At 56.5% G+C, this 23147-nt stretch carries 26 protein-coding genes and 1 riboswitch; of the genes, 13 read left to right on the top strand and 13 right to left on the bottom strand.

Going from position 1 to position 23147, the window contains the following annotated elements; genetic code table 11:
* Nucleotides 1-109 precede the first annotated feature (109 nt).
* From FA92_RS23720 to FA92_RS20690, 8 genes are all read left to right on the top strand, one after another.
* Nucleotides 110-817, top strand: a complete 708-nt coding sequence (locus FA92_RS23720) for a hypothetical protein (protein ID WP_239780559.1) — start codon at nucleotides 110-112, stop codon at nucleotides 815-817.
* A gap of 138 nt (nucleotides 818-955) precedes the next feature.
* Nucleotides 956-1135: a hypothetical protein gene (locus FA92_RS23725; RefSeq protein ID WP_239780560.1), complete on the top strand. Its 180-nt coding sequence runs from the start codon at nucleotides 956-958 to the stop codon at nucleotides 1133-1135.
* 206 nt (nucleotides 1136-1341) lie between these two features.
* Nucleotides 1342-2460 (top strand): alkene reductase, encoded by a 1119-nt coding sequence (locus tag FA92_RS20665; protein ID WP_033784983.1) that lies wholly within the window; start codon nucleotides 1342-1344, stop codon nucleotides 2458-2460.
* Between the two features lie 16 nt (nucleotides 2461-2476).
* Complete coding sequence (locus tag FA92_RS20670) at nucleotides 2477-2791, top strand: helix-turn-helix transcriptional regulator (protein ID WP_013196130.1); 315 nt, start codon at nucleotides 2477-2479, stop codon at nucleotides 2789-2791.
* Nucleotides 2792-2937: 146 nt separating this feature from the next.
* Nucleotides 2938-3057, top strand: a riboswitch (TPP riboswitch).
* Nucleotides 3058-3188: 131 nt separating this feature from the next.
* Nucleotides 3189-4133: an FAD-dependent oxidoreductase gene (locus tag FA92_RS20675; RefSeq protein WP_033784984.1), complete on the top strand. Its 945-nt coding sequence runs from the start codon at nucleotides 3189-3191 to the stop codon at nucleotides 4131-4133.
* Nucleotides 4117-4314 carry a sulfur carrier protein ThiS gene (thiS, locus tag FA92_RS20680; RefSeq protein ID WP_033784985.1) on the top strand — a complete coding sequence of 66 codons (198 nt, stop codon included), beginning with the start codon at nucleotides 4117-4119 and terminating at the stop codon, nucleotides 4312-4314. The genes FA92_RS20675 and thiS overlap by 17 nt, the downstream gene beginning before the upstream one ends.
* Nucleotides 4315-4316: 2 nt before the next feature.
* Complete coding sequence (locus FA92_RS20685) at nucleotides 4317-5072, top strand: thiazole synthase (RefSeq protein WP_033784986.1); 756 nt, start codon at nucleotides 4317-4319, stop codon at nucleotides 5070-5072.
* A gap of 9 nt (nucleotides 5073-5081) precedes the next feature.
* On the top strand, nucleotides 5082-6050 hold the full coding sequence (locus tag FA92_RS20690) for a HesA/MoeB/ThiF family protein (protein WP_033784987.1): 969 nt from the start codon (nucleotides 5082-5084) through the stop codon (nucleotides 6048-6050).
* Between the two features lie 9 nt (nucleotides 6051-6059).
* Here FA92_RS20690 and FA92_RS20695 read toward each other — a convergent pair whose 3' ends face one another.
* Both FA92_RS20695 and FA92_RS20700 read right to left on the bottom strand, forming a co-directional pair.
* The gene (locus FA92_RS20695) at nucleotides 6060-6473 is read right to left on the bottom strand and encodes an ASCH domain-containing protein (protein ID WP_013196135.1); all 414 of its coding nucleotides are present in this window, start codon (nucleotides 6471-6473) and stop codon (nucleotides 6060-6062) included.
* A 223-nt stretch (nucleotides 6474-6696) separates the two neighbouring features.
* The gene (locus FA92_RS20700; protein ID WP_013196136.1) at nucleotides 6697-7239 is read right to left on the bottom strand and encodes a thioredoxin domain-containing protein; all 543 of its coding nucleotides are present in this window, start codon (nucleotides 7237-7239) and stop codon (nucleotides 6697-6699) included.
* A 317-nt stretch (nucleotides 7240-7556) separates the two neighbouring features.
* Between FA92_RS20700 and FA92_RS20705 the strand changes: the two genes are divergently transcribed.
* Both FA92_RS20705 and FA92_RS20710 read left to right on the top strand, forming a co-directional pair.
* The gene (locus FA92_RS20705) at nucleotides 7557-7826 is read left to right on the top strand and encodes a hypothetical protein (RefSeq protein WP_013196137.1); all 270 of its coding nucleotides are present in this window, start codon (nucleotides 7557-7559) and stop codon (nucleotides 7824-7826) included.
* Between the two features lie 139 nt (nucleotides 7827-7965).
* Nucleotides 7966-8493, top strand: a complete 528-nt coding sequence (locus tag FA92_RS20710; RefSeq protein WP_033784988.1) for a sterol desaturase family protein — start codon at nucleotides 7966-7968, stop codon at nucleotides 8491-8493.
* Here the strand turns inward: FA92_RS20710 and crtB are convergent.
* The 6 genes from crtB to FA92_RS20740 all read right to left on the bottom strand — a co-directional run bounded on the left by crtB (nucleotide 8432) and on the right by FA92_RS20740 (nucleotide 14943).
* A complete protein-coding gene (gene crtB / locus FA92_RS20715; RefSeq protein ID WP_013196144.1) occupies nucleotides 8432-9361 on the bottom strand; it encodes a 15-cis-phytoene synthase CrtB in 930 nt (309 codons plus the stop codon). The genes FA92_RS20710 and crtB overlap by 62 nt on opposite strands.
* The gene (locus FA92_RS20720) at nucleotides 9358-10836 is read right to left on the bottom strand and encodes a phytoene desaturase (RefSeq protein WP_033784989.1); all 1479 of its coding nucleotides are present in this window, start codon (nucleotides 10834-10836) and stop codon (nucleotides 9358-9360) included. Before FA92_RS20720 ends, crtB begins: the two co-directional genes overlap by 4 nt.
* A complete protein-coding gene (crtY, locus tag FA92_RS20725; RefSeq protein WP_033784990.1) occupies nucleotides 10833-11993 on the bottom strand; it encodes a lycopene beta-cyclase CrtY in 1161 nt (386 codons plus the stop codon). The genes FA92_RS20720 and crtY overlap by 4 nt, the downstream gene beginning before the upstream one ends.
* The gene (locus FA92_RS20730; protein ID WP_033784991.1) at nucleotides 11980-13275 is read right to left on the bottom strand and encodes a glycosyltransferase; all 1296 of its coding nucleotides are present in this window, start codon (nucleotides 13273-13275) and stop codon (nucleotides 11980-11982) included. Before FA92_RS20730 ends, crtY begins: the two co-directional genes overlap by 14 nt.
* Before the next feature lie 9 nt (nucleotides 13276-13284).
* A complete protein-coding gene (locus FA92_RS20735; protein ID WP_033784992.1) occupies nucleotides 13285-14193 on the bottom strand; it encodes a polyprenyl synthetase family protein in 909 nt (302 codons plus the stop codon).
* Nucleotides 14194-14412: 219 nt separating this feature from the next.
* A complete protein-coding gene (locus FA92_RS20740) occupies nucleotides 14413-14943 on the bottom strand; it encodes a YtfJ family protein (RefSeq protein WP_033784993.1) in 531 nt (176 codons plus the stop codon).
* A 171-nt stretch (nucleotides 14944-15114) separates the two neighbouring features.
* Between FA92_RS20740 and FA92_RS20745 the strand changes: the two genes are divergently transcribed.
* Nucleotides 15115-15342, top strand: coding sequence for a hypothetical protein (locus FA92_RS20745; protein WP_033735577.1), 228 nt, complete (start codon nucleotides 15115-15117; stop codon nucleotides 15340-15342).
* Nucleotides 15343-15384: 42 nt separating this feature from the next.
* On the opposite strand, the gene FA92_RS20750 is transcribed toward FA92_RS20745, so the two are convergent.
* The 3 genes from FA92_RS20750 to FA92_RS20760 form a co-directional block, all read right to left on the bottom strand.
* Nucleotides 15385-16062: a pirin family protein gene (locus FA92_RS20750; protein ID WP_033784994.1), complete on the bottom strand. Its 678-nt coding sequence runs from the start codon at nucleotides 16060-16062 to the stop codon at nucleotides 15385-15387.
* A gap of 126 nt (nucleotides 16063-16188) precedes the next feature.
* Nucleotides 16189-17919 carry a DUF2534 family protein gene (locus tag FA92_RS20755; RefSeq protein WP_033784995.1) on the bottom strand — a complete coding sequence of 577 codons (1731 nt, stop codon included), beginning with the start codon at nucleotides 17917-17919 and terminating at the stop codon, nucleotides 16189-16191.
* Between the two features lie 45 nt (nucleotides 17920-17964).
* The gene (locus tag FA92_RS20760; protein WP_033784996.1) at nucleotides 17965-18387 is read right to left on the bottom strand and encodes a DUF2946 domain-containing protein; all 423 of its coding nucleotides are present in this window, start codon (nucleotides 18385-18387) and stop codon (nucleotides 17965-17967) included.
* Between the two features lie 218 nt (nucleotides 18388-18605).
* Between FA92_RS20760 and FA92_RS20765 the strand changes: the two genes are divergently transcribed.
* Nucleotides 18606-19544, top strand: a complete 939-nt coding sequence (locus FA92_RS20765; protein ID WP_033784997.1) for a D-2-hydroxyacid dehydrogenase — start codon at nucleotides 18606-18608, stop codon at nucleotides 19542-19544.
* Between the two features lie 215 nt (nucleotides 19545-19759).
* Entirely contained in the window at nucleotides 19760-20713 is a 954-nt protein-coding gene (locus tag FA92_RS20770) for an Rpn family recombination-promoting nuclease/putative transposase (protein ID WP_033785171.1), read from the top strand.
* A 137-nt stretch (nucleotides 20714-20850) separates the two neighbouring features.
* Here the strand turns inward: FA92_RS20770 and glsB are convergent, their stop codons facing one another.
* The gene (gene glsB, locus FA92_RS20775; protein WP_033784998.1) at nucleotides 20851-21771 is read right to left on the bottom strand and encodes a glutaminase B; all 921 of its coding nucleotides are present in this window, start codon (nucleotides 21769-21771) and stop codon (nucleotides 20851-20853) included.
* Nucleotides 21772-21862: 91 nt separating this feature from the next.
* Nucleotides 21863-23062, bottom strand: a complete 1200-nt coding sequence (locus tag FA92_RS20780; RefSeq protein WP_033785172.1) for an MFS transporter — start codon at nucleotides 23060-23062, stop codon at nucleotides 21863-21865.
* Nucleotides 23063-23147: the final 85 nt, after the last annotated feature.

Raw genomic sequence — 23147 nt, forward strand, 5'->3', positions numbered from 1 at the left:
GAATAACGGCCTGCTGACATGATGCTTTTCTATGCAACTTGCAAGGTTTAAATCTCAACTGGAATGTGTTGACCTGCGAGAGGCGTAAATAAAGGCTGCTGAAGGCATTATGAATCAAAATCATGTCAAAGCGTATCTGATGATCTGGTTTTCAAATAATCCACCCTCCTCACAGATTGTATTTTTTACGGTAAATATTTGTTACATCCTGCCGATTAATTACTCAATCAATCAAACCGTAGAGGGCATTATGGTACTAATCAATGGACTTACAGACGGCGTGGCAAATAGCTATGTCGCTTCCGGCGCAATCAAATCATCTTCAGGCGACAATACCGAGTCTATTACCGGAAAAAGGCTTCCCGACACTGTAGTTATCATCTCTCAGGAGGCAAGAGACCGCCTGATGCAGGTCGTTGCTGAACCTGTCTCCGCTGAACAGCAGGATAAAACCCTGAACGATCTGCTGGCAAGCCGATCAGCTCATCAGGGACCCACGTTTAATCTCGGTTATGCGCTTTTCAACGATCCCTATACAAACTGCGATGCAAGGACATTCCGACCGCTACTGGATATGACGACAGATAACACCCAGGCCAGTATGGATGAATTTGCGGGTGCGCTTCATCAGGTGCTCGCTGAAGGTCAGGTGGAACAAAATCAGTACGATAACAGTGATACCTCTGAAGCGATGGCAATAACGTTGACGCAGGTGAAACTGCACAAACTTATTGAGAAATATGTTCCGGATGACAAGCGGAAGCAGGCGACGGGCATTGTTGATGAAATGATCGACAGTAAAGTGGCATTCCGCTAAGAGCGCACGCTGCTGGGGGCACAGCAAAGGCTGGATATCGCGCATCAATATGGCACCCGTGAAATCGTGGCGGATGCGCGTGATTATCTCACCCAGATAAAGAGCGGCTCCGCGCGGCCACAGAATGAACTGGCCAGAATGTTTGAAGCGACAAAATCGGGCAGTGACATGAACGCCATTTTCAGCGTGTTTGCCGATGTGATTCGTTCCACGCCGAATCCAGACAACAAAGCGCAACCCTCAATCGATGACGCACTTAAACAGCTGGAGGTTTATCGCCAGCAATGGCAGGCGTTCGCTGATAAATACATCGCTTAAACAGTGATGATCCTGGGGCTGGGGGCTCTTTCGTGGCAATAAAGCCATCCTGAGAGCCGCGTCTGCAGGATGGCTACGATGAGGCTGTTTAGTCAGATGAAATACTCTGATAAACCCGGCTTAAAACAAAAAGCACTGATTACACATTTACAAATTTAAATGTGTAAATATAATGGCGCCTCTTACACATCAGAGGAATTTTTGTCATGCCGTCACTGTTTACCCCCCTGAACCTGGGCGATCTCACGCTTCGTAACCGCATTGTATTGCCGCCACTGACGCGTTGCCGCAGTGAGCAGCCGGGTAATATTCCAGGCGAGTTGATGGTGGAGTATTACCGTCAGCGTGCCAGCGCGGGATTGATGATTACCGAAGGCACCCAGATTGAACCTCGCGGGCAGGGTTACGCATGGACACCGGGGATCCACAGCGACGCCCAGATCGCGGGCTGGAAAAAGGTCACAGAGGCGGTACATCAGGAAGGCGCCACGATTTTCTGCCAGCTCTGGCACGTTGGTCGCGTCTCTCACAATGAACTTCAGCCAGGCAAGCAGGCTCCCGTTGCGCCTTCAGCCATCGCCGCCGATAACGTTCGGGTATTCATTGAAACCGGACCAGGCGCGGGGATACTGACCGCACCCAGCGAACCACGGGCACTGACCAACGCGGAAGTCAAAGAGATCGTGGCGCTTTACCGACGCGCGGCGGAAAATGCCAAAGAGGCCGGTTTTGACGGTGTGGAACTGCATTCTGCCAACGGTTATCTGATTAACCAGTTTATTTCGGAGCACACTAACTTCCGCACGGATGAATATGGCGGCTCAGCAGAGAATCGTCTGCGTTTCCTGCGTGAAGTTGTTGAGGCGGTCAGCGCGGTATTTGGCAGCCACCGTGTTGGCGTGCGGTTTGCGCCATTGTTTTCGAGTACTGACGAAGAGCGCGTCTATCTTGGCCTGGTTGAAAGCGATCCCCATGCGACCTATATCCGCGCCGCGGAGTTGCTGAATGAGCTGGAAGTTGGCTATCTCTCTATTGCCGAAGCGGACTGGGATAATAGCCCGGATATGCCAGAGAGTTTCCGGGTTGCGCTGCGGGAAACATTCTGTTCTCCGATCATCTATTCTGGTCGCTACACGGCGGAAAAAGCACAGCATATGCTTGATAAAGGCTGGGGCGATCTGGCGGGTTTTGGCCGCTCGTTTATTGCGAATCCCGATTTGCCGGCACGCATTAAAGCAGGTTATCCGCTGAATCCCGTCGATCACGCTTCCCTGTATGGCGGCACTGAGAAAGGTTATACTGACTATCCTGTTTTTCAATCCTGATCTTATGTGAGGCGGCATGTCCCCCGAAAATGCCCTGAAGTTACTGTCCAACCCGACCCGGGTGGCAGTACTAAAGTGGCTTAAAAATCCTGACGAAGCGTTTGCGGGCTATTCTCAGCTCTATCCCTTCGCTCAGTATGGCGTCTGTGCCACCCTCATCCAGGACAAGGCGGGCTTATCACAGCCCGCTACTTCGTTATGCCTGAAAGCCCTGCACAATGCGGGACTGGTCGAAGCCAGCAAAGTCGGGAAGTGGACCTATTATCGCCGCGCTGAACCACGTATTCGTGAAATAACCGACGTGGTGACACAATCGCTGCAGGCGCTTTAGGGCGCCTGCCGTTTCAGCACTTCTCTGTTATCTTATCTGCGAATGCTGAGTCTTTGCACTTACAGTAAACGCCTGCACCTATCCCCCGGATTTCTGACTCGTCTTCACGCACGCGGCTTGACGAAGCTGCCCGCTTAACTTACAACTAAAGCCGTCAGGGGAGTCTCGCCAGAGAGACTGAGAGGCTAATAGCGCAGTGCGCGGCTTAGCGACCCTTAGAACCTGACCCAGTTGATACTGGCGTAGGAAGACGGGTATCGCATCCGATACTTGCCGCAGGCGCGCGTTCGCGACGCCATTGCCTATTCCCTCTGTATCACGGGTCTTCGTTAACCGATAACGAGGCCAAAGTGAAACATCTCATTCTTAGTCATTCTCTTCCTCTCCGGTGGACACCATGAGCCGCTGGTCGGTGCTCGGCAGCGGCGTTGCCGGGCTGTGTGTCGCCACGCTACTGCTGGAACGGGGAGAAGCCGTTGAAGTCATTACGCAGCCTGACTGTCGTGCCGCCTCGCACTGGGCGGGGGGCATGCTTGCGCCCTGGTGCGAAGCAGAAAGCGCGCCACACCAGGTCATCGAATGGGGCCAGCACGCTGCCGGATGGTGGGCGAAACGCGTCGACGGCGTGGAGCAGCAGGGCACGCTGGTGGTTGCGCCGCCGCGAGACAGCCGCGAACTGACGCGCTTCGCCAGCATGACGCAGCAGCATCAGTGGGTCGCGCCTGGTGACATCGAACCGGCGCTGGAAAATCGCTTTGCCCGTGGCCTGTTCTTTGCCGCAGAGGCGCATCTTGATCCGCGCTGCGCACTGCAGCAACTGCGCGTCACACTGCACGAGGCGGGCATACCCTTTCACAGCGGCAAACCCGGCGGCAAAATCATCGACTGCCGCGGCATCCACGCTCTTGATCAGCAGCCCGCTCTGCGCGCCGTGCGGGGCGAAATGTTGATCCTGCATACGCATGACGTTCAGCTCTCCCGTCCGGTCCGTTTGCTGCATCCGCGCTTTCCCTGCTATCTGGTGCCGCGTGCCGGAGGCCACTTCATGCTTGGAGCCACCATGGTCGAAAGTCACGACAGCAGCCCGATCAGCGCCAGGGCGATGATGGAGCTGCTGAGCGCGGCTTACAGTCTGCATCCGGCGCTGGCTGAAGCACGGATCGTAGAGAGCGGCACCGGTCTGCGTCCCGCCTACCGCCAGAACCTGCCGGAAGTCCGCTATGAAAATGGGCGCTTCTCGTTAAACGGGCTGTACCGCCACGGCTTTTTACTGGCCCCGATTATGGCTGAAAAACTCATGCTGCAACTCACTCAGGAGATGACTCATGCGAGTTCAACTTAATGGACGCACGATTGAAACCAGCGCAATAACGCTGGCGGAACTTATGGCGGAGCAGCAGATCGACCCGCGCACCGTCGCCACCGCACTGAACGGTGAGTTTGTGCCGCGCAGCCGTTATGTCAGCCAGCAGCTTGAAGCGGGCAGCCAGCTGGAAATCCTGTCACCGATGCAGGGAGGTTAACCATGTTCTATCAATTCACTCCGCAATCCCGTTTTCTGCTTGGCACCGCCGGATATCCGTCAGCCGACATTCTGCATCAGGCTATCGATGCATCAGGTGCGGAGATCATTACCGTCAGTCTGCGTCGTGAAGGCAGCGAAGGCGGTGCCTTTCGCACGCTGTTGCAGCAGCTCAACAAACGGATTCTGCCGAATACCGCGGGCTGCCATACGGTAAAAGAGGCGGTGACGACGGCACAGATGGCGCGTGAACTGTTCGACACGCCGTGGATCAAGCTGGAAGTGATTGGTCATGCCGACACGCTGCAGCCCGATCCCTTTGCGCTGGTTGAAGCGGCCCGGATCCTCTGCGCTGATGGCTTCCAGGTCTTTCCCTACACCACCGAAGATCTGATTGTCGGTGAGAAGCTGCTGGAAGCGGGTTGTGAAGTGCTGATGCCGTGGGGCGCGCCAATTGGTTCCGGCCAGGGGCTGCGCAACATCGAGGGACTCCGCGCCATGCGTGCGTGGTTTAAAGATGTGCCGCTAATTATTGATGCGGGCATCGGTGCGCCAGGCCAGGCGGCGCAGGCGATGGAGATGGGTTTTGATGGCGTGCTGCTTAACACGGCGGTGGCAAAAGCGCGCGATCCGGTGCGGATGGCGGGTGCCTTTGCCGCCGCGATCCACGGCGGGTATGAGGCGTTTCAGGCGGGATTGATGGAGCAGCGCGACATGGCGTCAGCTTCAACACCCATTTTTGGTCTGGCACAGTTCTGAGGAGCAGCAATGGATCGGTATCAGCGACAGACCATATTGCCGGAGATTGGTGAAGCGGGGCAACAGCGCCTGAGCGGGGCAAGCGTGCTGGTGGTGGGCGCGGGCGGACTCAGCGCCACACTGCTGCCATTGCTGGCCGGCGCGGGCGTGGGGTTTATTCGGCTTTACGATGGCGATCGGGTTGAGCTGCACAACCTTCACCGGCAGACATTGTTTGGCATTGGGGATGTGGGCCAGCCCAAAGCAATCTGCGCGCAGCGCGCGCTGGCGCAGCGAAATCCTGACTGCCACGTTGAGGCGCATCCCCAGATGTTGAGCGCCAGCCAACTGCCGCAGGCGCTGGAGGGGATCGTTCTGGTGGTGGATGCGGCGGATAACTTCGCCATTACCTATCAACTCTCTGACGCCTGCTCTCCGCGTGGTCTGCCGCTGATCTGCGCCTCGGTACTGGGTCGTAAAGGTTACGTCGGTGGATTCTGCGGCGGTGCGCCCGGTTATCGTGCGTTGTTTCCTCAGTTGCCGATGGCTTCGGGTAACTGCAACACGGCTGGCGTAATGGGGCCTGCGGTAGCAACGCTGGGCGCGATGCAGGCGCAGATGGTGCTGAGCGTATTGCTGAAACTGACGCCATCGCCGCTCGGCTGCATGATCCACTGCGACTTTGTGGACTGGCACGTCAGGCAATTCCGCTTTGATGACGCGCCTGAATCCGACGCGCCGGATATCCCGTTTATCGATAAGCCGATGCTCAGTGAGGACGATTGCATTGTGGAACTGCGCAGTCCCGAAGAAGCGCCGGTCAGTGTGGCCGAACGGGTGCTACGCATTCTGCCGCAGCAGATAGCGGCCTGGCAGCCGCCGTCCGATCGGCGCGTGGTGCTGGTGTGTGCCAGTGGCATGCGTGCAGCTCAGGCAGCAGAGAACCTTGCCGCACGGGGGATCACGCGGCTGGCGCTGATGGCGGCAAACACGCTGTAGCCTGCCGGTCTACACAACCTCGACCAACTGGAACGTCTCGAAAATCAGCTCCATTTCCTTATGGAAATAGCCTTCACGCTCAAAGTAACGCTGATGCTCCTGGCGCCAGTGGTCGAGGCTGAGATCGCCTTCACCTTCCAGCATCGCCATCTCTGGCGTGACGCGGTCAAAACGCGTCAGGAACAGTCCGGTGGTACGGATCACGCAGACGGGCTGCTTTTCGCCGTTCAGCACAATGCTGTAACCACCTGGCTGCGGCAGTGCTTCCTGCTCCTGCCAGCTCTGCAACGAACCGCAGCTTGCTACCTTCTTTCCGGCAATAATCAGCGTTGCCAGCGCGCTGGCTAATTCCGGGGAATCACCGAATGCATCTGTGAAGGCACCCGGATATTTGTCCTGCAGTTGTTCCAGCGTCATCGACATCCGAAAATCCTCAATAAAATAAGCGCCTGACCGGCATAAATACAGGTCAGCGTCGCTGTTAAGATGATGGTGCAGCAGTGTAGATGCTGCTGATAGCGCTACAGCTTACCCGGCCTGCTCATGGGAAAACAGGCTTAATTTTCAGGAGATTGGGTTTGCGTGCGTGCGGGATTGCAGAGGAGAGATACAGTCTGACGCGGCCAGCTACAGCCGCGCACAATAACTAACGCATCAGGAAGCTCGCCCAGTGTTCAATGTCGTCACCGCTGCTGATGTCGGGTTGCACCAGACCGTTCACCATAAAGGTGGGTGAAACGTGAATACCATTCTGACGGGCATATTTGCAGTGCCATTTAATTGCATTCTGCAGATCGGGCTGATCAAATGCGGCGCTGGCATCCACGCCGCTGTACTCTTTCAGGCGCGCCAGAATCTGGTTCGGCGTTGCATCCCGATTCGGGCCGGTACAGTGATCGGTAAACTCAAACTCTTCGCGATGATCGGCGACGGCCTGCATCACCGTCTTCGCCGCCTCTTTACTGTCGCTGGCGGCGGCAAGGATATAACGCACAATCACGCCGGAATAGAGGTGCCACGGCTGTGATTGCAGGCGAATCTTCAGGGTCATCTTCTCTTCACCCACGTGCGCCAGTAACGCGTCAAATTTATTGAACGCGCGTACCGAAAAAGGGCAGGTGGGTTCCAGAAAGACTTCAAAGATTGCGGGACCGTGGCCCCAGACCAGGACATCAGCATGCTGACTCATCGTAAACTCCTTAAAGATAAACGGAACGGGAAGTGTCCTTACCCTGGCAAATTCGCATCACATCAGCCAGTTAAGAATCAGCCGCAATTGTTACAAAAAACAGCAATCAGCGGCTGACCTGCGCGTAACAGGCGACAGCCAGGGCCATTAATCGTTAGAATTATCGGCTTTGGCATTCTCAACAGCTGGCCCTGCATCGTCACTTGCGAGCAGCTATAGTTATCTGCAGAATTTGCTCGTCCGAATGATGAAGTCATTTCTGCTTTTTGCCTGCTGATCGTCTGCCTGGGACCGATAAGCGTTAGAAGAGGTTGATTTTGTATACCGATCTTACCTGGAAAATTCTCCATCGCGTCATCAACAAGACGATCTCTGACATGCTGGATGAGCAGCAGAGTATTGACGTGTTATCACTGCGCGCACGGCTGCATGAGCTGGCTGAAAAAGAGGAGGATGAGGTCATGGTGCTCTGTTACTGGCAGGCGAGTAAAATTCTGCTTCGACTCCCCACCACCGTGACAGCCAGTCAGTTGATGGTTGCCGCACGTCACGCTTTTCGCACGCCGATGGATCATGATCGGCTCTGAAAAGTTCCTCCTCTACAATGATTCTGACTCAGTTCCTGGCAGCTTTTCACCTTATTCTTCTCCTGAACGCGGTTTTCCCTAATCTCTGTTAAGATTATTCCTCTGCGCCACTTTGCAGGATGCATGTTCGGGAGAAGCTATGTTGTGGATTTGGAATGCCCTGATTGTTCTGGTCACCGTTATCGGCATGGAGATAACGGCGGCGCTGGCGCACAAATATATTATGCATGGCTGGGGATGGGGCTGGCATCTGTCACATCATGAACCACACAAGGGCTGGTTCGAGGTCAACGACCTCTATGCGGTGGTGTTCGCGGGCCTGTCGATTGTACTTATTTATCTGGGCAGCACGGGTATCTGGCCGTTGCAGTGGATTGGCGCAGGGATGACGCTCTATGGCCTGCTCTATTTTATCGTCCATGACGGTCTGGTCCATCAGCGCTGGCCTTTCCGCTATGTGCCACGCCGGGGCTATCTGCGCCGGCTTTATATGGCACACCGCCTGCATCATGCCGTACGTGGCAAAGAGGACTGTGTTTCGTTTGGTTTTCTCTACGCGCCGCCGCTGTCAAAACTGCAGGCGACGCTCAGGGAACGTCACGGCGTTAAACGGGGCGCTGCCAGAGATAAGCCGGGCGCGGAGCAGGATGCGCCATCCGGGAAGTAACCGCCTGACCGGATGCCGCCACCAGCATGACCAGTTTCTCTGGCGTGCTGGTGGACTGACGTTGATCCCACGCCTGTGCACCCGCCTCAACCACTTTCATCCCAATCTTACGATAGACCTGTTTTGCTGTCGCAATGGCCCACGCTGAACGCAGCGGTAAACCGGGTAACCCAGCCGATGCCGATCGATAATAGGGCTCTGCCGTCTCCACCAGCCGGCGGGCAACGCGGCTGAGTGCCTTGCGATTGCGCGGGTCCGCCAGCGTCTCCCGTGTCAGCCCTTCTTCAGCCAGCCACTCTGCGGGCAGATAGCAGCGTCCCGTTTCGGCATCTTCAACGATATCGCGGGCAATATTGGTCAGCTGAAACGCCAGACCGAGATCGCAGGCGCGATCCAGCGTCGCGTTGTCGCGCACGCCCATAATCTGCGCCATCATCAGGCCCACCACGCCCGCCACGTGATAGCAGTAGCGCAGCGTATCATCCAGCGTCTGATAGCGGGTCTCATGGACATCCATCGCAAAGCCTGCCAGATGATCAAAAGCGTAAGCCGGCAGAATATCGTGCGCCATCGCGACCTCCTGAAAGGCGGCAAAGGCAGGCTCATGCATCTGCGATCCGGCGTAGGCCTGGCGGGTTTTCATCTCCAACTGCGCCAGGCGCTGTTCGGCGGATTGCAGTGACGGCGTATCGTTGCTGAATCCCAGCACCTGATCGTCAATCACATCATCACAGTGACGACACCAAGAGTAGAGCATCAGCACACTGCGTCGGGTTTTGGCATCAAACAGTTTTGATGCCGTGGCAAAGCTTTTCGAGCCCACTTCCATGGTTTCTACGGCATGATCGAGCAGTGACGGACTATTCAAGCCAGATCCTCCAGCATCAATCCTGCGGTGGCCTTGGCCGAACCAATCACCCCTGGAATGCCCGCGCCAGGATGGGTGCCCGCGCCGACCAGATAGAGATTATTAATATTTTTATCGCGGTTGTGGGGCCGGAACCAGGCGCTTTGCGTCAGAATCGGCTCGACCGAAAACGCCGAGCCCTGATACGCATTCAGTTCATCGCGGAAATCAAACGGCGTGAACATGCGGTGCGTCACCAGCTGACTGCGCAGGCCCGGCATGTAGTGCTGTTCCAGATAGTCGAAGATGCGATCGCGCAGGCGCGGTCCTTCCACGGCCCAGTCGATATCGGCGGTGCCGAGGTGCGGCACCGGTGCCAGCACGTAATAACTGCCGCAGCCTTCGGGTGCCAGTGACGGATCGGTCACACAGGGCGCGTGAAGGTAAAGCGAGAAGTCCTCTGCCAGGGCATCTTTGTTAAAAATCTCATCAATCAATTCACGGTAGCGCGGGCCAAAGCAGACCGTGTGATGCGCGAGCTGATCGTGATGATGATTCAGGCCAAAGTAGAGCACAAACAGTGAGTTGCTCATGCGCTTGTTCTGCAGGGATTTTCCCCTGGCCACCGCGGCGGGATGCTGACTCAGCAGTTCACGGTAGGTATGAACCACGTCCGCATTAGAGGCCACCGCGCGGGTCGGGAATACGCGGCCATCTTTCAGGTGCACAGCGGTAATTTTATTTTCCTGCGTCTCCAGCCGGGCTACGCTGGCATTCAGCTCCACTTCGCCGCCCAGATCTTCAAACAGCTTCACCATGCCCTGCACCAGGGCACCCGTGCCGCCACGCGGGAACCAGACGCCCCATTCACGTTCCAGCGCATGAATCAGGGTATAGATTGACGAGGTGGCAAACGGGTTTCCGCCTACCAGCAGCGAATGGAAAGAGAATGCCTGACGCAGATGCTCATCTTCAATATAGCTCGCCACTTTGCTGTAGACGCTGCGCCACGCCTGCAGTTTAGCCAGCTGAGGCGCGGCACGTAGCATGTCGCGGAACGACAGAAACGGCACGGTCCCAAGCTTCAGATAACCTTCCGCAAACACCGCTCGGGAATAAGCCAGAAAGCGACGATAGCCTTCAACGTCGCGCGAATTAAATGCACTGATCTGCGCCTCCAGCGCGGGCTGATCGTTGTCATAACTGAATACCTTGCCGGACTCCCAGCAGAGGCGATAAAACGGCTTCACCGGCAGGAGTTCGACATAGTCAGAAAGCTTCTTACCTGCGAGGGTGAACAGCTCTTCAATAGCGCTGGGATCGGTAATCACCGTGGGGCCAGCATCAAAGGTAAAGCCCTGATCCTCGTAGACATAAGCGCGGCCGCCAGGCTTGTCACGCTGCTCCAGCAGTCGCGTAGGGATCCCTGACGCCTGAAGGCGAATGGCCAGCGCCAGACCACCAAAGCCTGCACCAATTACTGTCGTTCTGTTCATTGCATCGCCTGTTGACGGTGAGGAGTCATAATAGCCTGTAGCGCAGCCAGTACGGGAACCGGCGGCTTGCCGCTTAAGATGCGCAGCCGATCAGACACAGTGAGTTTTCCCGCATAAAAACGGGCAATCAGACCTTCGGGAAGGCCGTAAAAACGTTGCATAACCTGCCAGCGCTGGTCAGCCGGACCCGCCAGAAACAGCATCCGGTTCAGCATCCGGAAGAAGCGCTGCTGCTGCCAGGTGTGACCGGCAAATTGCGCAATGGTGGCGTGCAGGGTCTCTGAGGTGAACGACTGCATCTGCGCAAGCCGGTCAGCCAGAGTGACCGCCAGCGGCAGCGAGTAGCCGGTGGTGGGATGGAATAACCCGGCACGCAGACCGCTGCAGGGCTGATCGCGTGTCTGCCAGAAAGCGTCCACGTCGCCGGTCAGCGTAATCGGCAACGCACCCTGTTCTTCACGCAATAGCTGTTTTAACTGCCAGCCCTGCTGAGCGGCATAGTCACGGATATTCTGACGGGCACGATCGCCTTCCAGCGTGGCGTTATCAATATAGTGGGTATCTTCAATCAGCAGCGTATCCGCCGAAAAGGGCAGGCTGTAGACAAAGCGATAGCCTGACTGCTGATCCACGGTCGCGTCCATGATGATCGGTGCGGTCAGGCCATGAGGTGAACTGAGCTGCCACTCCTGACCCACAAACGCCTGGAAGCCCATGCGCAGCGCACCATCGGGCTGATAGCCGCGTCCATCGATCACTGCGTCAGTTTCCAGCACCCGGTCATCCGCCAGCGTGACCGAGCGTGAAGCAATGCTCGCCACGCGGGTGTTCAGCAGTAGATCCGGTGCAAACCGGTCGCGGATGACCTGCGCGAAGCGCTCTGCGGTGACACAAAAATAGCCGCTGTTAAGGGAACGGTTTCGTTGCGGAAAGCGCACCTCATAACCGGGCCAGTGGTGAACCACCAGCGGAGCAATCCAGTGAAGCTGCGTGTCAGTGAGATCGTCCGCATGAAACGACCAGGTATGATGCGCGCCAGGCTCACTTTCTGCATCAATCAGCAGAATGCGCAGTGAAGGGCGCTGCTGGCGTAAACGCAGGGCGATTAAGCCATTAGCCAGCCCTGCGCCCACCAGAATCAGATCATACCGCGGCATAATCTCTCCTGGTGATGACCGGTTTGCGGGTCTGCATCGCCTGCTCGACGATATCCGCTGCGAGGGTAGTACCGCCCGCCTGACAGAGCGCAGTGCGCAGCGTTTTCATCTGCTGGCCGAAGCTTTCATCAGCCAGCAGGGTCTGAAGCTGACGGGCCATCGCGTGGCTGGTGGTGAAGCGTGAAGCGCGACGTCCGATACCGTGCCAGACCACTCTGGCCGCGACGCCTGGCTGATCAAAGGCCAGCGGAATCGCCAGCAGTGGCGTCAGATGGTTAACGGCATCCAGCACGGTATTCATGCCGCCGTGGGTAATCGCCAGATCGGCCTGCGCCAGTGCGGCAGCCTGATCGGCAAAATCTACCACCTGTACATGGCTGGACTGCGCCAGTTTTTCCGCCTGAAACGGTGACAGGCGACCGCAGTGCGCCAGCAGCAACTGCGCGTCGATCTCCTGGCAGGCGCGAACGATGGTTTTAAACAGGCCGTAGCGATGTCCCTGCAGCGTACCGAGTGATGCGAAAATGCGCGGTCTGTCGCCGTGCGGGAAGTAGCGTGGCTGCGACGCGGCAGGCGCTGTTACCGCTGCACGCAGCGGACCGACCGAATGAAAATGGTCGGGCAACGCCTGGCGGGGGAAATCGAGTTCCGGCATCAGCTGGCTGATTTGCGCCAGGGGTGAAAAGCAGTGATGCAGCTTTTCCCGTGGTGTTAATCCCATCGCATGGGCATTGCGGGCGATAACGCGATCGTGACGGCGCATCAGCCAGTCATAGATCTTTTTACTGGCGCGATAGCGTTCGCGTGCCTGATCGGTGTTTGCATAGTCAAACGGCATCACGGCCAGCGGAAAATCGGGTTCACGGTTAAGTGGCAGCGCACAGGCCACAGAGACGTAGGGCAGGTTCAGAGACTCTGCTGCCAATGCACCGGCTGGCTCCATCTGATCGACGATCACGCCATCAATCGCCAACGTCTTCATCGCCACCGGCAGTTCACGGCAGAGCATCTCTGTGCTGCGGGCCATCTCATTGATTAACTTAAGCATCGACGGGCCAAGAGGATGCGCCGCCAGCTGCAGGGTATGCGCCAGACTGCCTGCCGGATGCGAGGCGAGACCCAGCGGGAAAAAGCCGATCCTGCTGTCAGTCAGTAGTGCGCTGACATCCGTCTGCTGGAGAAAGGTAATCTGGTGTCCGCGTGCGATTAAGGCCTGGCTCAGATGCGTGAGCGCCTGCACATGGCTATAGAAGGGCGGTGCAATGACCGCAAAGTGGCTCATGCAGCATCCTTAACTGACGGCAGCGAGTTTTTTCTCAAACCAGGCCTGAACAAAATGATGAGTGGCATAACCGTCCTGGCAGGCCGAAAGCAGATGCTCGCTGGCACAGCGCAGGTGATCGCGCAGTCGCGTTTCTACCGCCTGAGGCCCCAGCAGATTGACCAGCGTCGATTTCCCGTCATCCTGATGGGCATCTTTGCCGGTATCCGCCATGCCGTCGGTGAGATCGTCCAGCAGCTGAAAGGCCTGACCGAGATTCAGCGAGAAGCGGTGCAGCTGTTCGCGTGCCTCTTTTGGCGTTTCCGCCACAATAGAGGCCATCTGCATAGAGGCGCAGAACAGAGTGCTGGTTTTGTAATGATTGGTCATCAGAATCGCGTCGGCACTGCGTGGCTTGTCGCCTTCTGAAAGATCCTTGAACTGACCCTGAACCAGACCCTGCATGCCGACCGCGTGGGATAGCTCCGCGACCGCATCGGCTCTGGCGGCCGCCGTTAAGCCTTCAGCCATTGCCACCACGCCAAACGCCTTACTCAGCAGCGCCACTGCGGCCAGAATCGCGACATGTTCACCATACTGGCAGTGAATGGTTGGTCGTCCGCGACGCAGCTGCGCATCATCCATGCAGGGCATGTCATCCAGAATCAGGGAGGCGGCGTGCACCATCTCAACCGCGCAGGCGAGATCCAGCAGCCCGGCAGGGGTGGCGCTACAGCCGAGATCGCGCGCGGCCAGCAGCAGCAGCAGCGGGCGAATACGCTTTCCCGGTGCCAGCGCACCCTCGCGCATTGCCGCGCCGACTAAATCACGTTCACTCTCAACTGGTAAAAGCTGATCAAGCCGTTGCTCAATGTCGTTCAACAGGCTGGCTGCATCACTGTGGCTGAAATTGACGTATTGTTCTGCACAGACCGTCATCATGGCTGTCCTTATCTACAGAGGAAGTCACAGCAGGTCGAAATGATTCGATGCCATCTTCAATAATCGTCCCCGACTGCCACAGCATAGTTGGCAGGTTTTCAAAGAACGGCGGGTAAATCCATTACAACTAAGCGTAGCTTACAGCGATAAAAATGTCGGCGAATTCAGCAGCATTCCGCGTTTTGACGCGCCATCCTGACCACTATATTGCCTGAATCAGCCCAGCAATGCGCGCAGCTGTTTCATCACGCTGGCGACATCCTCATCTGATAATGCGCCATCTTTAGCGAAGCGCACAATCCCTTCCGGATCAATCACTACGACGGACGCGCTTTCCGGCTGAAGATGCCAGCTATGGGCAGTGACGCCACTGCTGTCGATAATAAATTGCTGCCAGGGTGCCGCTTTTTTGCTGGAGGCGATGCTGCGCACCACAAAAATGGCACTGCCGGGCAGGGCAGCGTCGGTATTTACGATGGTGGTAGTCTGGAAGCGGTCACGCGGCAGACTTGCCTGCTGAATGGCCTTGATTAAGGGTGCGCTCTGGTCTTTTGCAGAAAGCCGGCCCGCTACATGAATCACCAGACGCACTTTTCCGGTCAGTGTCTGACTGTTCCAGCGCTGATAATTTATATCGCCCTCATTGAGGAGCATTTCCCCTTTATCGGCAACATAGACGGGCGGGACTGGCTGGCCTGTGGTCAGCGTGTGAGCCGTGGCAAAACCGGAAAACAGCAGAGCAATCATCAATCCATAATGGCGCACGGGTTCCTCACTTCTTTTCGTTTTACGGCAGGCGAGGCGAGCTATCTCATCAGCAGGCAGAAGATTAGTACCACATCTATGTTTCAGATCAATAAAAGCATTAAAGATTTGGGCTGAAAATGCAGGGAATATTTTGTTAACAGGAGGTGGAAAATGAGTACAGCACTGATGACCTTGCCAGAGTTTGCCCGCTACATTGGCATCGCTACACCGACGCTGGCGCGTGCCTTTTGCTGCCGTGGATCGCTGGCGGGTGTGCCGCTGCCGCAGGCGCTGGATGATGCACCGCTGACACAGCGCCACTGGCTGCGCGACGATGTACGTCAGTTTGATCATGCCTATAAGCGGGTGCAGGCGATGCAGCAACGCCATACGCTTTAATCTGTGTGGAACAAAAAAGCGCGGGAAACGTCCCGCGCTATGTTATGCAATGTTGTCTGGCCTGACCAGGAAGCAAACCAGATTGGCATCCCTGTCGCCCGTGATCTCCATGCTGCTATCCAGTCCGCTCACCGCATCGCCACGACTGAGTCGCTGATCGCCAATGCGAATAATCCCTTCCAGCACGGTCAGGTAAGCCACAAAGCCCGGCATTGAGGGCACGTCCACCGTCTGGTTACGCTCCAGCAGCGTATCGTAGATATAGACTTCCTGGCGCAGTTCCAGCGGGGCGTCAGACTCTTCCGGCCCGGCCAGTTCGGTCCAGCCGTTAGTCATGATGCCCTGATCGCGCTCCAGCACCTGAGTCATCGCTTCACCGCCCGGCTGCGAAGGCCGGATAACGACCTGCAACAACTCCGCTTCATAGAGCGGTACTGACTCTTCGTACTGAACACCCTCACCGGCATTCACCACCATCACCTTTTTCGCAGAGAGCTGGGTACGCTCGCCGTTGCTGTCCTGATGCTGCATTGAACCGCGCCACAGGTAGGTGAACACTTCTTCATCCTGATGCTGCTGCATCGGGAGCCGGGCATCCAGTTTCAGCGACATCAGGTCAACCGTGAGCAACGGGCTAAGCGCCTCGCCAGGTCGCTGACGACGAACGGTAAAAGGACCGTACTCAAACAGTTGTTCAGGATTAGCTCGCACAATGTTCATGATTTATTCTCAGATAAAGGAAGGCATAACAACGATCATAGACCTCAGGCGCAGAATGAGAAGCCGGATGATTTGCCCGGCTTCGTCAGTTATTTTGAATAAAAAATCACGCGGGGCGCCATCGGCTTATTTGCCCTGTTCGTCGCTCTCACCCAGGAAGAAATACCAGAGTGGGATCGACAACAGCCCGGTAAAGACCGTGGAGTAGAGCAGGATCATCATCGCCTGTGTGATATACATGGTCAGTGACCAGTGGCTAAAGGGGATCTGATACTGGTCAATCACGCCGCCAATCATCGCATTCGCCATCACTGAAATCACAATCAGCGCCAGCACCGTGACGCTGCGGAGAAAATAGCGCATCTCTTTGCGCTTTCCGGCGAAGCGTGACTGGACGATAGCCAGCGGCGACTGCTTATCTGGCGCAATTTCTTCCCGGATGACCGACGCACGCTGCGCGCTGCGCCAGCGCTGAATATCCAGCAGGATCAGCACCACCAGGCTGATGCCCATAACAGGCAGCGCATAACCCAGCGCCAGCGTCACTATCAGGCTGGTGCCCTGTGCATAGCGCGGCAGTGCAAGCCAGGCGGACAACAGCGTCTGCGAGGGGCTGAGTTGGGGAACCGCCGGGCGGCGAATCCACCACATGCGGTAGCCCAGCACAATCATCGCACAGAGTCCAAAGCCGAACAGGGCCAGAATCAGCTGGTTAGGCAGACCAAACAGTACACCCATATGCGCATCCACGCCCCAGCGGGTCAGTTTCGCCACCAGCGGGAAGCTGGCGAACTCAACGCGGTCGACCACGCTAAAATCAGCCGGATTGATGGAAACCGCATCAACCTGGCTTGGCCAGCTGCGATCAATCTCCGATACGGTCCAGGCCTGTTCTGCGTTCTTAGGCTGACGTAACTCCAGTTTCGCGGCGTGCAGTCCGGCCTGGCGTGCTGCTGCCAGCGCCTGATCCCAGCTGCCATTCGGTTGATTCAGGACCACTGGCGCGGCGGTTCTGGCTGGCATGGTCATGCCGGACATCGTCATGCCGATCATCGTACTGCGATGGTCAGCATGCGGATCGGCGGCTTCGGCGGGCGCGTCACCGTTCAGTGCGTTGTTAACCTGCGGCGTTTTCCAGCCAAAGTCGCTGCGCATCTTTTCGATATTGTTGCCTGCCCACTGTGACCAGGTCAGTCCGGTTACCGAAAAGAAGACCAGCCCGATAGCCAGCAGCAGGCCCAGCGTAACGTGCCAGTGACGCGTTGCCGCAAAACCGCTGCGCACTTTTCTGCGGGTGCGCGGTGGCCGGGTGCCGGACCATAAAACGATCCCGCCCAGCGCGGCGACCCACAGCCAGGAGGCTGCCAGTTCGCTGTAGTTACGGCCAAAATCGCCCAGCAGCAGGCCGCGATGTAGCTGATCCAGCCACATGCGCAGCGGCAGCACACCGCTGGTGCCATACACCGTCATATCGCCTTTCACCTGCAGCGTGTAAGGATCGATAAACAGCGATCGCGATTCCGATGGGCCAAGCTGAGGCTCAGCAAACTGCACGCGGGTTGTATCCTGCGGACCCGGCGCGGGACGCACGGCATAGATACGTGCTGATTCACCCGCTCGCGCACGTGCGGCAGCAATCTGGGCTGACAACGGCTGCGCGTGGCCCTGTGCATCGGTAGTCAGGGCATCGTGGTAGATCGCCTGTTCCAGCTGCGGCGTCAGAACATAGAGTGTGCCGGTGAGCGCGGCGACAAAAATAAACGGCGCGATAAACAGGCCGATGTAAAAATGCAGGCGGCGAAAAAGATTAAACAGCGTGCCGCGCGGTGCAGGGATAATTTCCTGAGAAGAGGACATAGCATTCCACACTTTTCAAAAGACAAAGGCGACTGGGTGACGTTGTCACACAATCGAATCAGAAAGCAGTGAGTGTGACGCGAAAGCAGGTGGCGCTCGTGGTCGGTGGAGACGCAACATCCATCGCCAGGGAGGCGGATTAATCGTAGAGGGCGGCGGGGCGCGGGTGATCAGGCTCATCCACCAGATGAACGGGATAAACACCCAGAGCATCAGCGGTACATGCACCAGTAAATCGCAGTAGCCACAGGCAAAACCAGGAACCATCATCATCCCATGGTCCGCCATCGACATCATCTCGCTGTGATGATGCATCATCGGCATCTCTGCGCTCATGGCAGATGCACGTTGCATCGTGGCGTGATGCTCAGCCAGATTCTTTGAAATCATCGGGGCAACAAACAACAGCAGCACAGCCAGTATCGCAATACCGGCAGTGAGTCGATGTCTGAGTGAAGATTTCTGCATGATTTTAACGGACGCAAGGGGTGAAAATTACGGGCGGCAGTGTAACGCGAAGGGGATAAAAGAGTTAAATAAAGTGGTTTCTGTTCCGAAAAATTTCGCACTCTTTGAACATATTCACTTTAATTCCAGCATCATTTAACTTAGATGTTACCCGTTAAATACATACAAATAACATTGATGGGTCGGTTGCATTAAACCAAACCCATAAAGGACTGAAGATGAAAATTGTAATGCTGGATGGTGACACGCTGCCTGTCTCTCTGCCGACCGGGCAACAACAGGCTGACTGGGAGATTCGCGCACAGACACCGGTCAGTGACATTGTCTCTGCGCTTTCGGGCGCGACGGTTGCGATTACCAATAAGGTGCAATTGCGTGCCGATACCCTGGCGCAGCTTCCCGAACTGCGCTTTATCTGTGTTGCGGCGACGGGTTATGACTGTATTGACCTCAACGCGTGCCGTGACCGCGGCATCGTGGTCAGTAATGTTCCTGGTTACTCCACCCAGAGCGTGTCGGAGGCGGTGATCGCCGCCATTTTCGCCCTGCGTCGTCAGATAATGGCTTATGCCGTTAATACCCGCATCGACTGGCCGCAGGCACAGCACTTCTGTCTGCATCGTCAGCCGATAGGGGATATTGGTGGCACCACGCTGGGTATCGCGGGTAAAGGTGATATCGGTCAGACGGTTGGCAGATTGGCCCAGGCGCTGGGAATGCAGGTGCAGTACGCGGAGCGTAAAGGCAGCGACAGCGTGCGTGAGGGCTATGTCAGCTTTGAGCAGATGCTTGCCACCAGCGATATTATTTCGCTGCACTGCCCGTTAAGTGACAGTACTCGTCAGTTGATTGACCGTAAGGCGCTGGCGAAAATGAAAAAGCATGCGCTGCTGATTAACACTGCGCGCGGTGGGCTGATTAACGAGCCCGATCTTACGGAGGCATTAAAGCAGGGGCTGATTGGCGGCGCAGCGCTGGATGTCCTGAGCAGCGAACCACCTTCTGCCGATAACCCGCTACTGGCAGATTTGCCCAATCTGCTGCTGACGCCGCACATTGCCTGGGCGAGCCGCAGCGGCGTAGAAAATCTGGTAACTGGCGTGATGGCCAATATCGCGGCCTTTATTCAGGGCGAGCCGGTTAATGTGGTGAGCTGAGCGGGGTGGAATGGCTTTTTAAGGCCCGCTATCCGTTGATATCCAGAGCAACCTCGTAGAATTCAGGAAAAGCGTTTTACGGGGTTCAATCATCAGAGTATTCATTTCTTTATTTCCATCCGTACTTTAAACGTTCGTGCGCTACGGGATTTAGCGCCTTTTACTGGCTTTATCAGCCGTTGTCAGCGCTTCAGGAACAGAAAGGATTCTGGTCAGTGAAAAAGAACAACAGCATGCCCACGCCTCATGATGCAACATTCCGGCAATTTCTGACTCAGCCGGGTATTGCCCGGGATTTTATGGCGCTGCACCTGCCGCCAGAACTGCGCGAATGCTGCGATCTCAGCACATTGAAGCTGGAGTCGGGGTCGTTTGTCGAGGATGACCTTCGGCAGTACTTCAGCGACGTGCTTTACAGTCTTAAAACTACCGCTGGCAATGGATATATCCATGTACTCATTGAGCATCAGTCATCACCTGACAAACATATGGCATTTCGGCTGATGCGCTATGCAGTGGCTGCCATGCAGCGCCATCTTGAAGCTGGGCATAAGAGACTGCCGCTGGTGATACCCATACTGTTTTACGCGGGCAGACGCACTCCCTATCCTTATTCGACCCGGTGGCTGGATGAGTTCGACGACCCGTTGCTGGCGGACAGGCTTTACAGCCACAGTTTTTCGCTGGTCGATGTCACGACGATTCCTGACGATGAGATCATGCAACACCGCAGCATGGCGGCACTGACCCTGTTGCAGAAACATATCCGGCAGCGGGATCTGGCAGAACTGATGGACAGGTTGGTATCCATTTTGATGGCAGGCGATCACTCTTCATCGCAGGTGATATCACTGATAAACTACATTGTGCAGGCGGGCGAAGTATCAGACGCCAAAACCTTTGTACAGGAGCTGGCACAGCGTGTGCCCCAACACGAGAACGTACTTATGACTATCGCACAACAGCTTGAGCAGATAGGGCTTGAGAAAGGCATTGAGCTGGGCATTGCACAAGGCCGCATCGAAGGCAAAGAGATCGGGCTTCAGCAAGGAAGGCAAAGCATGCAACTCAGAATTGCCCGCACTATGCTGACGAGCGGTATGGATCGCAATACCGTCATGCAGATGACCGGTCTTACAGAAGAAGAGCTGGCACAGCTTTCGCACTAAGAATTTTTTGAGCGCTGATTAACGCTGACGACTCAAATCGCCAGCGTACTGCACTGAAGATATAAAATCAGCTTGCCGGAATCATGGGAACACCATTGATTTTCATCACGCTGAGCCTGTTATTTACGCGCTCATAATCAAAATATCGAGCGCCCCAGCTTTTCCGTCAGCAATTCCAGCACAGCGGTGCCCGCCAGCGAATTACCTGCACTGTCCAGCCCGGGTGACCAGACGGCAATGCTCATCTCGCCAGGGATGACGGCAATAATTCCGCCTCCCACGCCTGACTTCGCAGGCATCCCGACCCGCCACGCAAACTCACCTGCGCCGTCATACATCCCGCTGGTGATCATCAGTGCGTTAATCTGCCGTGCCTGACGCGGTGTAATCATCTGGCTGCCATCCAGTGTTTTACCCTGATTAGCCAGATAGACGAAGGTGCGCGCCAGTTCAACGCAGTTCATCGACAGCGAGCAATAGTGGAAATAGGTCTGCATGACGCTGGTGACATCATTATCGAAATTACCAAATGACTTCATCAGCCAGGCGATCGCGGCATTGCGGGCAGAATGTTCAAATTCAGAGCGGGCAACGTGGCGATCATAATTGATATCGGGCTGCTGGCTCAGCTGGCGCACAATTTCCAGCATTCGCTGGCGCGGCGCGGTCAGGCGGGTTTCCAGAAGATCACAAATTACCAGCGCCCCGGCATTAATAAACGGATTACGCGGCTTGCCCTGTTCCAGCTCCAGCTGCACCAGGGAATTAAATGGCTGGCCTGATGGCTCTTTGCCCACCCGCTGCCAGATTTCACTGTCGTCATAGCGGGTCAGCGCCACGGTCAGCGATAGCGCTTTGGATATGGACTGAATCGAAAAGCGCGTCTCCGCATCGCCCGCCTGAAAGAGGGTGCCGTCACGCAGGCAAACGGCTATGGCGAGATTGTCGGCCGCGACATCAGCCAGCGCGGGGATATAGTCAGCGACTTTTCCCCGATGGACCAGCGGACGCACCTGATCCAGGACCTCCTGCAGCAGAGCATTATTCAGTTCAGACACGCACTTTTCTCCCGTCGGTTTTCGCTGACCGGCAATGCGCTATGCATTTGCGCCCGGCCAGTCATCTGTTATGAGTCGCTGAGCCGCATTTTCAGCTGATGGGTTTTGACTGTGCTGCCAGCGGAGCCAATACCATCTGTAACAGGCTCAGCAGTGCCAGCACGCTGAAGGGCAGCGTCCAGTTACCGCTCTGTTCATGGAGCACGCCAAAAAACAGCGGGCCCAGGGCTGCCAGCGCATAACCTACACATTGCGCCATGCCTGAAAGTTGTGAGGCCTGACGGTGATGTGTGGCGCGCAGATTAAACAGCGAGAGGCAGAGCACCAGCGAAGCCCCGGCGCCCAGTCCGGCCAGTGTCAGCCAGATCACCGCCCATTGCGGATTAAGCAGAAGTCCTGACATACCAAGGAAAATACCCGAGGAAGCAATGAATGCGGTGAGCCGGGCATCTTTTACCCGCTTCAGCGCAACCATGCAGCCCAGGTTAGCAACGATTGCAACTGCCTGATACCAGAACAGCAGCCAGCCAGCCTGCGCCTGAGTGAAGCCATTATCCTGAGCAAATACGGCAAACCAGTCGATCAGGGTATAAAACGCCAGCGATTGGAGTGCCATGAACAGGGCGATTTGCCAGCCACCAGCTGAGCGCCACACATGACGATGTGCACCCGATTCGTCAGCTGGCGCTAAAGTGGACTGCCGCTGACATAAAAGCGGCAGCCAGGCGAGCAGCGCAACCAGTCCCGGCAGCGCCCAGACAACCAGTGAGAGTCGCCAGCCCGCCGTTGAGTACTGGCTCAGCGGTACCGCAATGCCGGACGCCAGGCTGGCGGTAATCGACATGGTGGCGGCGTACAGGCCAATGTATCTGGCGGTATGGGCGGTGAAATCGCGCTTAATCAGCGGCGGCAGCAGTACGTTGGCAGCGGCAATGCCTGCGCTCAGCAGCAGCGTTCCGCTCCATAACGCCGCTTCAGCGGGCAGCCAACGCAACAGTGAACCGGCAGTAATCAGGCACAGTGCGCCCCACAAACTGCGTTCCAGCCCGACCCGATTTCCCAGCCAGGCGGCAGGGGGGGCGAGCAGGGCAAACAGCATTAGTGGAATAAAGTTAAACAGGCCTGCTTCGCTGGCGCTGAGGCCAAAAGTCTGGCGAATATCCTGCAGCACCGGGCCGACGGCGGTAATCGGTGCCCGAAGATTCGCTGCGGTGAGCAGCAGGACGAACAAAAAAAAGCTGGCGCTGGAAAACGCAGCGAGGGGTTTAGCTTGCTGTTGTACAGGCATCATGGCAGGGATCATCACATGCAGCAGTGCTGCGGGGGCGTTGGTTGACGTTAACGCTTACGCATCAGAATTGATGTCTGGGCGCTAC

Origin of the sequence: Pantoea sp. 9140 (assembly GCF_000745295.1) — a bacterium.
GTDB classification, from domain to species: Bacteria; Pseudomonadota; Gammaproteobacteria; order Enterobacterales; family Enterobacteriaceae; genus Pantoea; species Pantoea vagans.

Coding starts and splice junctions, on each gene's coding strand:
- FA92_RS20760 (WP_033784996.1), bottom strand. CDS start 18,387: ATGCAGAAATCTTCACTCAGACATCGACTCACTGCCGGTATTGCGATA.
- FA92_RS20730 (WP_033784991.1), bottom strand. CDS start 13,275: ATGAGCCACTTTGCGGTCATTGCACCGCCCTTCTATAGCCATGTGCAG.
- FA92_RS20710 (WP_033784988.1), top strand. CDS start 7,966: ATGTTGTGGATTTGGAATGCCCTGATTGTTCTGGTCACCGTTATCGGC.
- FA92_RS23725 (WP_239780560.1), top strand. CDS start 956: ATGTTTGAAGCGACAAAATCGGGCAGTGACATGAACGCCATTTTCAGC.
- FA92_RS20695 (WP_013196135.1), bottom strand. CDS start 6,473: ATGTCGATGACGCTGGAACAACTGCAGGACAAATATCCGGGTGCCTTC.
- FA92_RS20665 (WP_033784983.1), top strand. CDS start 1,342: ATGCCGTCACTGTTTACCCCCCTGAACCTGGGCGATCTCACGCTTCGT.
- FA92_RS20735 (WP_033784992.1), bottom strand. CDS start 14,193: ATGACGGTCTGTGCAGAACAATACGTCAATTTCAGCCACAGTGATGCA.
- FA92_RS23720 (WP_239780559.1), top strand. CDS start 110: ATGAATCAAAATCATGTCAAAGCGTATCTGATGATCTGGTTTTCAAAT.
- FA92_RS20675 (WP_033784984.1), top strand. CDS start 3,189: ATGAGCCGCTGGTCGGTGCTCGGCAGCGGCGTTGCCGGGCTGTGTGTC.
- thiS (WP_033784985.1), top strand. CDS start 4,117: ATGCGAGTTCAACTTAATGGACGCACGATTGAAACCAGCGCAATAACG.
- FA92_RS20755 (WP_033784995.1), bottom strand. CDS start 17,919: ATGTCCTCTTCTCAGGAAATTATCCCTGCACCGCGCGGCACGCTGTTT.
- FA92_RS20745 (WP_033735577.1), top strand. CDS start 15,115: ATGAGTACAGCACTGATGACCTTGCCAGAGTTTGCCCGCTACATTGGC.
- FA92_RS20740 (WP_033784993.1), bottom strand. CDS start 14,943: ATGATTGCTCTGCTGTTTTCCGGTTTTGCCACGGCTCACACGCTGACC.
- crtY (WP_033784990.1), bottom strand. CDS start 11,993: ATGCCGCGGTATGATCTGATTCTGGTGGGCGCAGGGCTGGCTAATGGC.
- FA92_RS20670 (WP_013196130.1), top strand. CDS start 2,477: ATGTCCCCCGAAAATGCCCTGAAGTTACTGTCCAACCCGACCCGGGTG.
- FA92_RS20685 (WP_033784986.1), top strand. CDS start 4,317: ATGTTCTATCAATTCACTCCGCAATCCCGTTTTCTGCTTGGCACCGCC.
- FA92_RS20780 (WP_033785172.1), bottom strand. CDS start 23,062: ATGATGCCTGTACAACAGCAAGCTAAACCCCTCGCTGCGTTTTCCAGC.
- FA92_RS20765 (WP_033784997.1), top strand. CDS start 18,606: ATGAAAATTGTAATGCTGGATGGTGACACGCTGCCTGTCTCTCTGCCG.
- FA92_RS20690 (WP_033784987.1), top strand. CDS start 5,082: ATGGATCGGTATCAGCGACAGACCATATTGCCGGAGATTGGTGAAGCG.
- FA92_RS20750 (WP_033784994.1), bottom strand. CDS start 16,062: ATGAACATTGTGCGAGCTAATCCTGAACAACTGTTTGAGTACGGTCCT.
- FA92_RS20700 (WP_013196136.1), bottom strand. CDS start 7,239: ATGAGTCAGCATGCTGATGTCCTGGTCTGGGGCCACGGTCCCGCAATC.
- FA92_RS20720 (WP_033784989.1), bottom strand. CDS start 10,836: ATGAACAGAACGACAGTAATTGGTGCAGGCTTTGGTGGTCTGGCGCTG.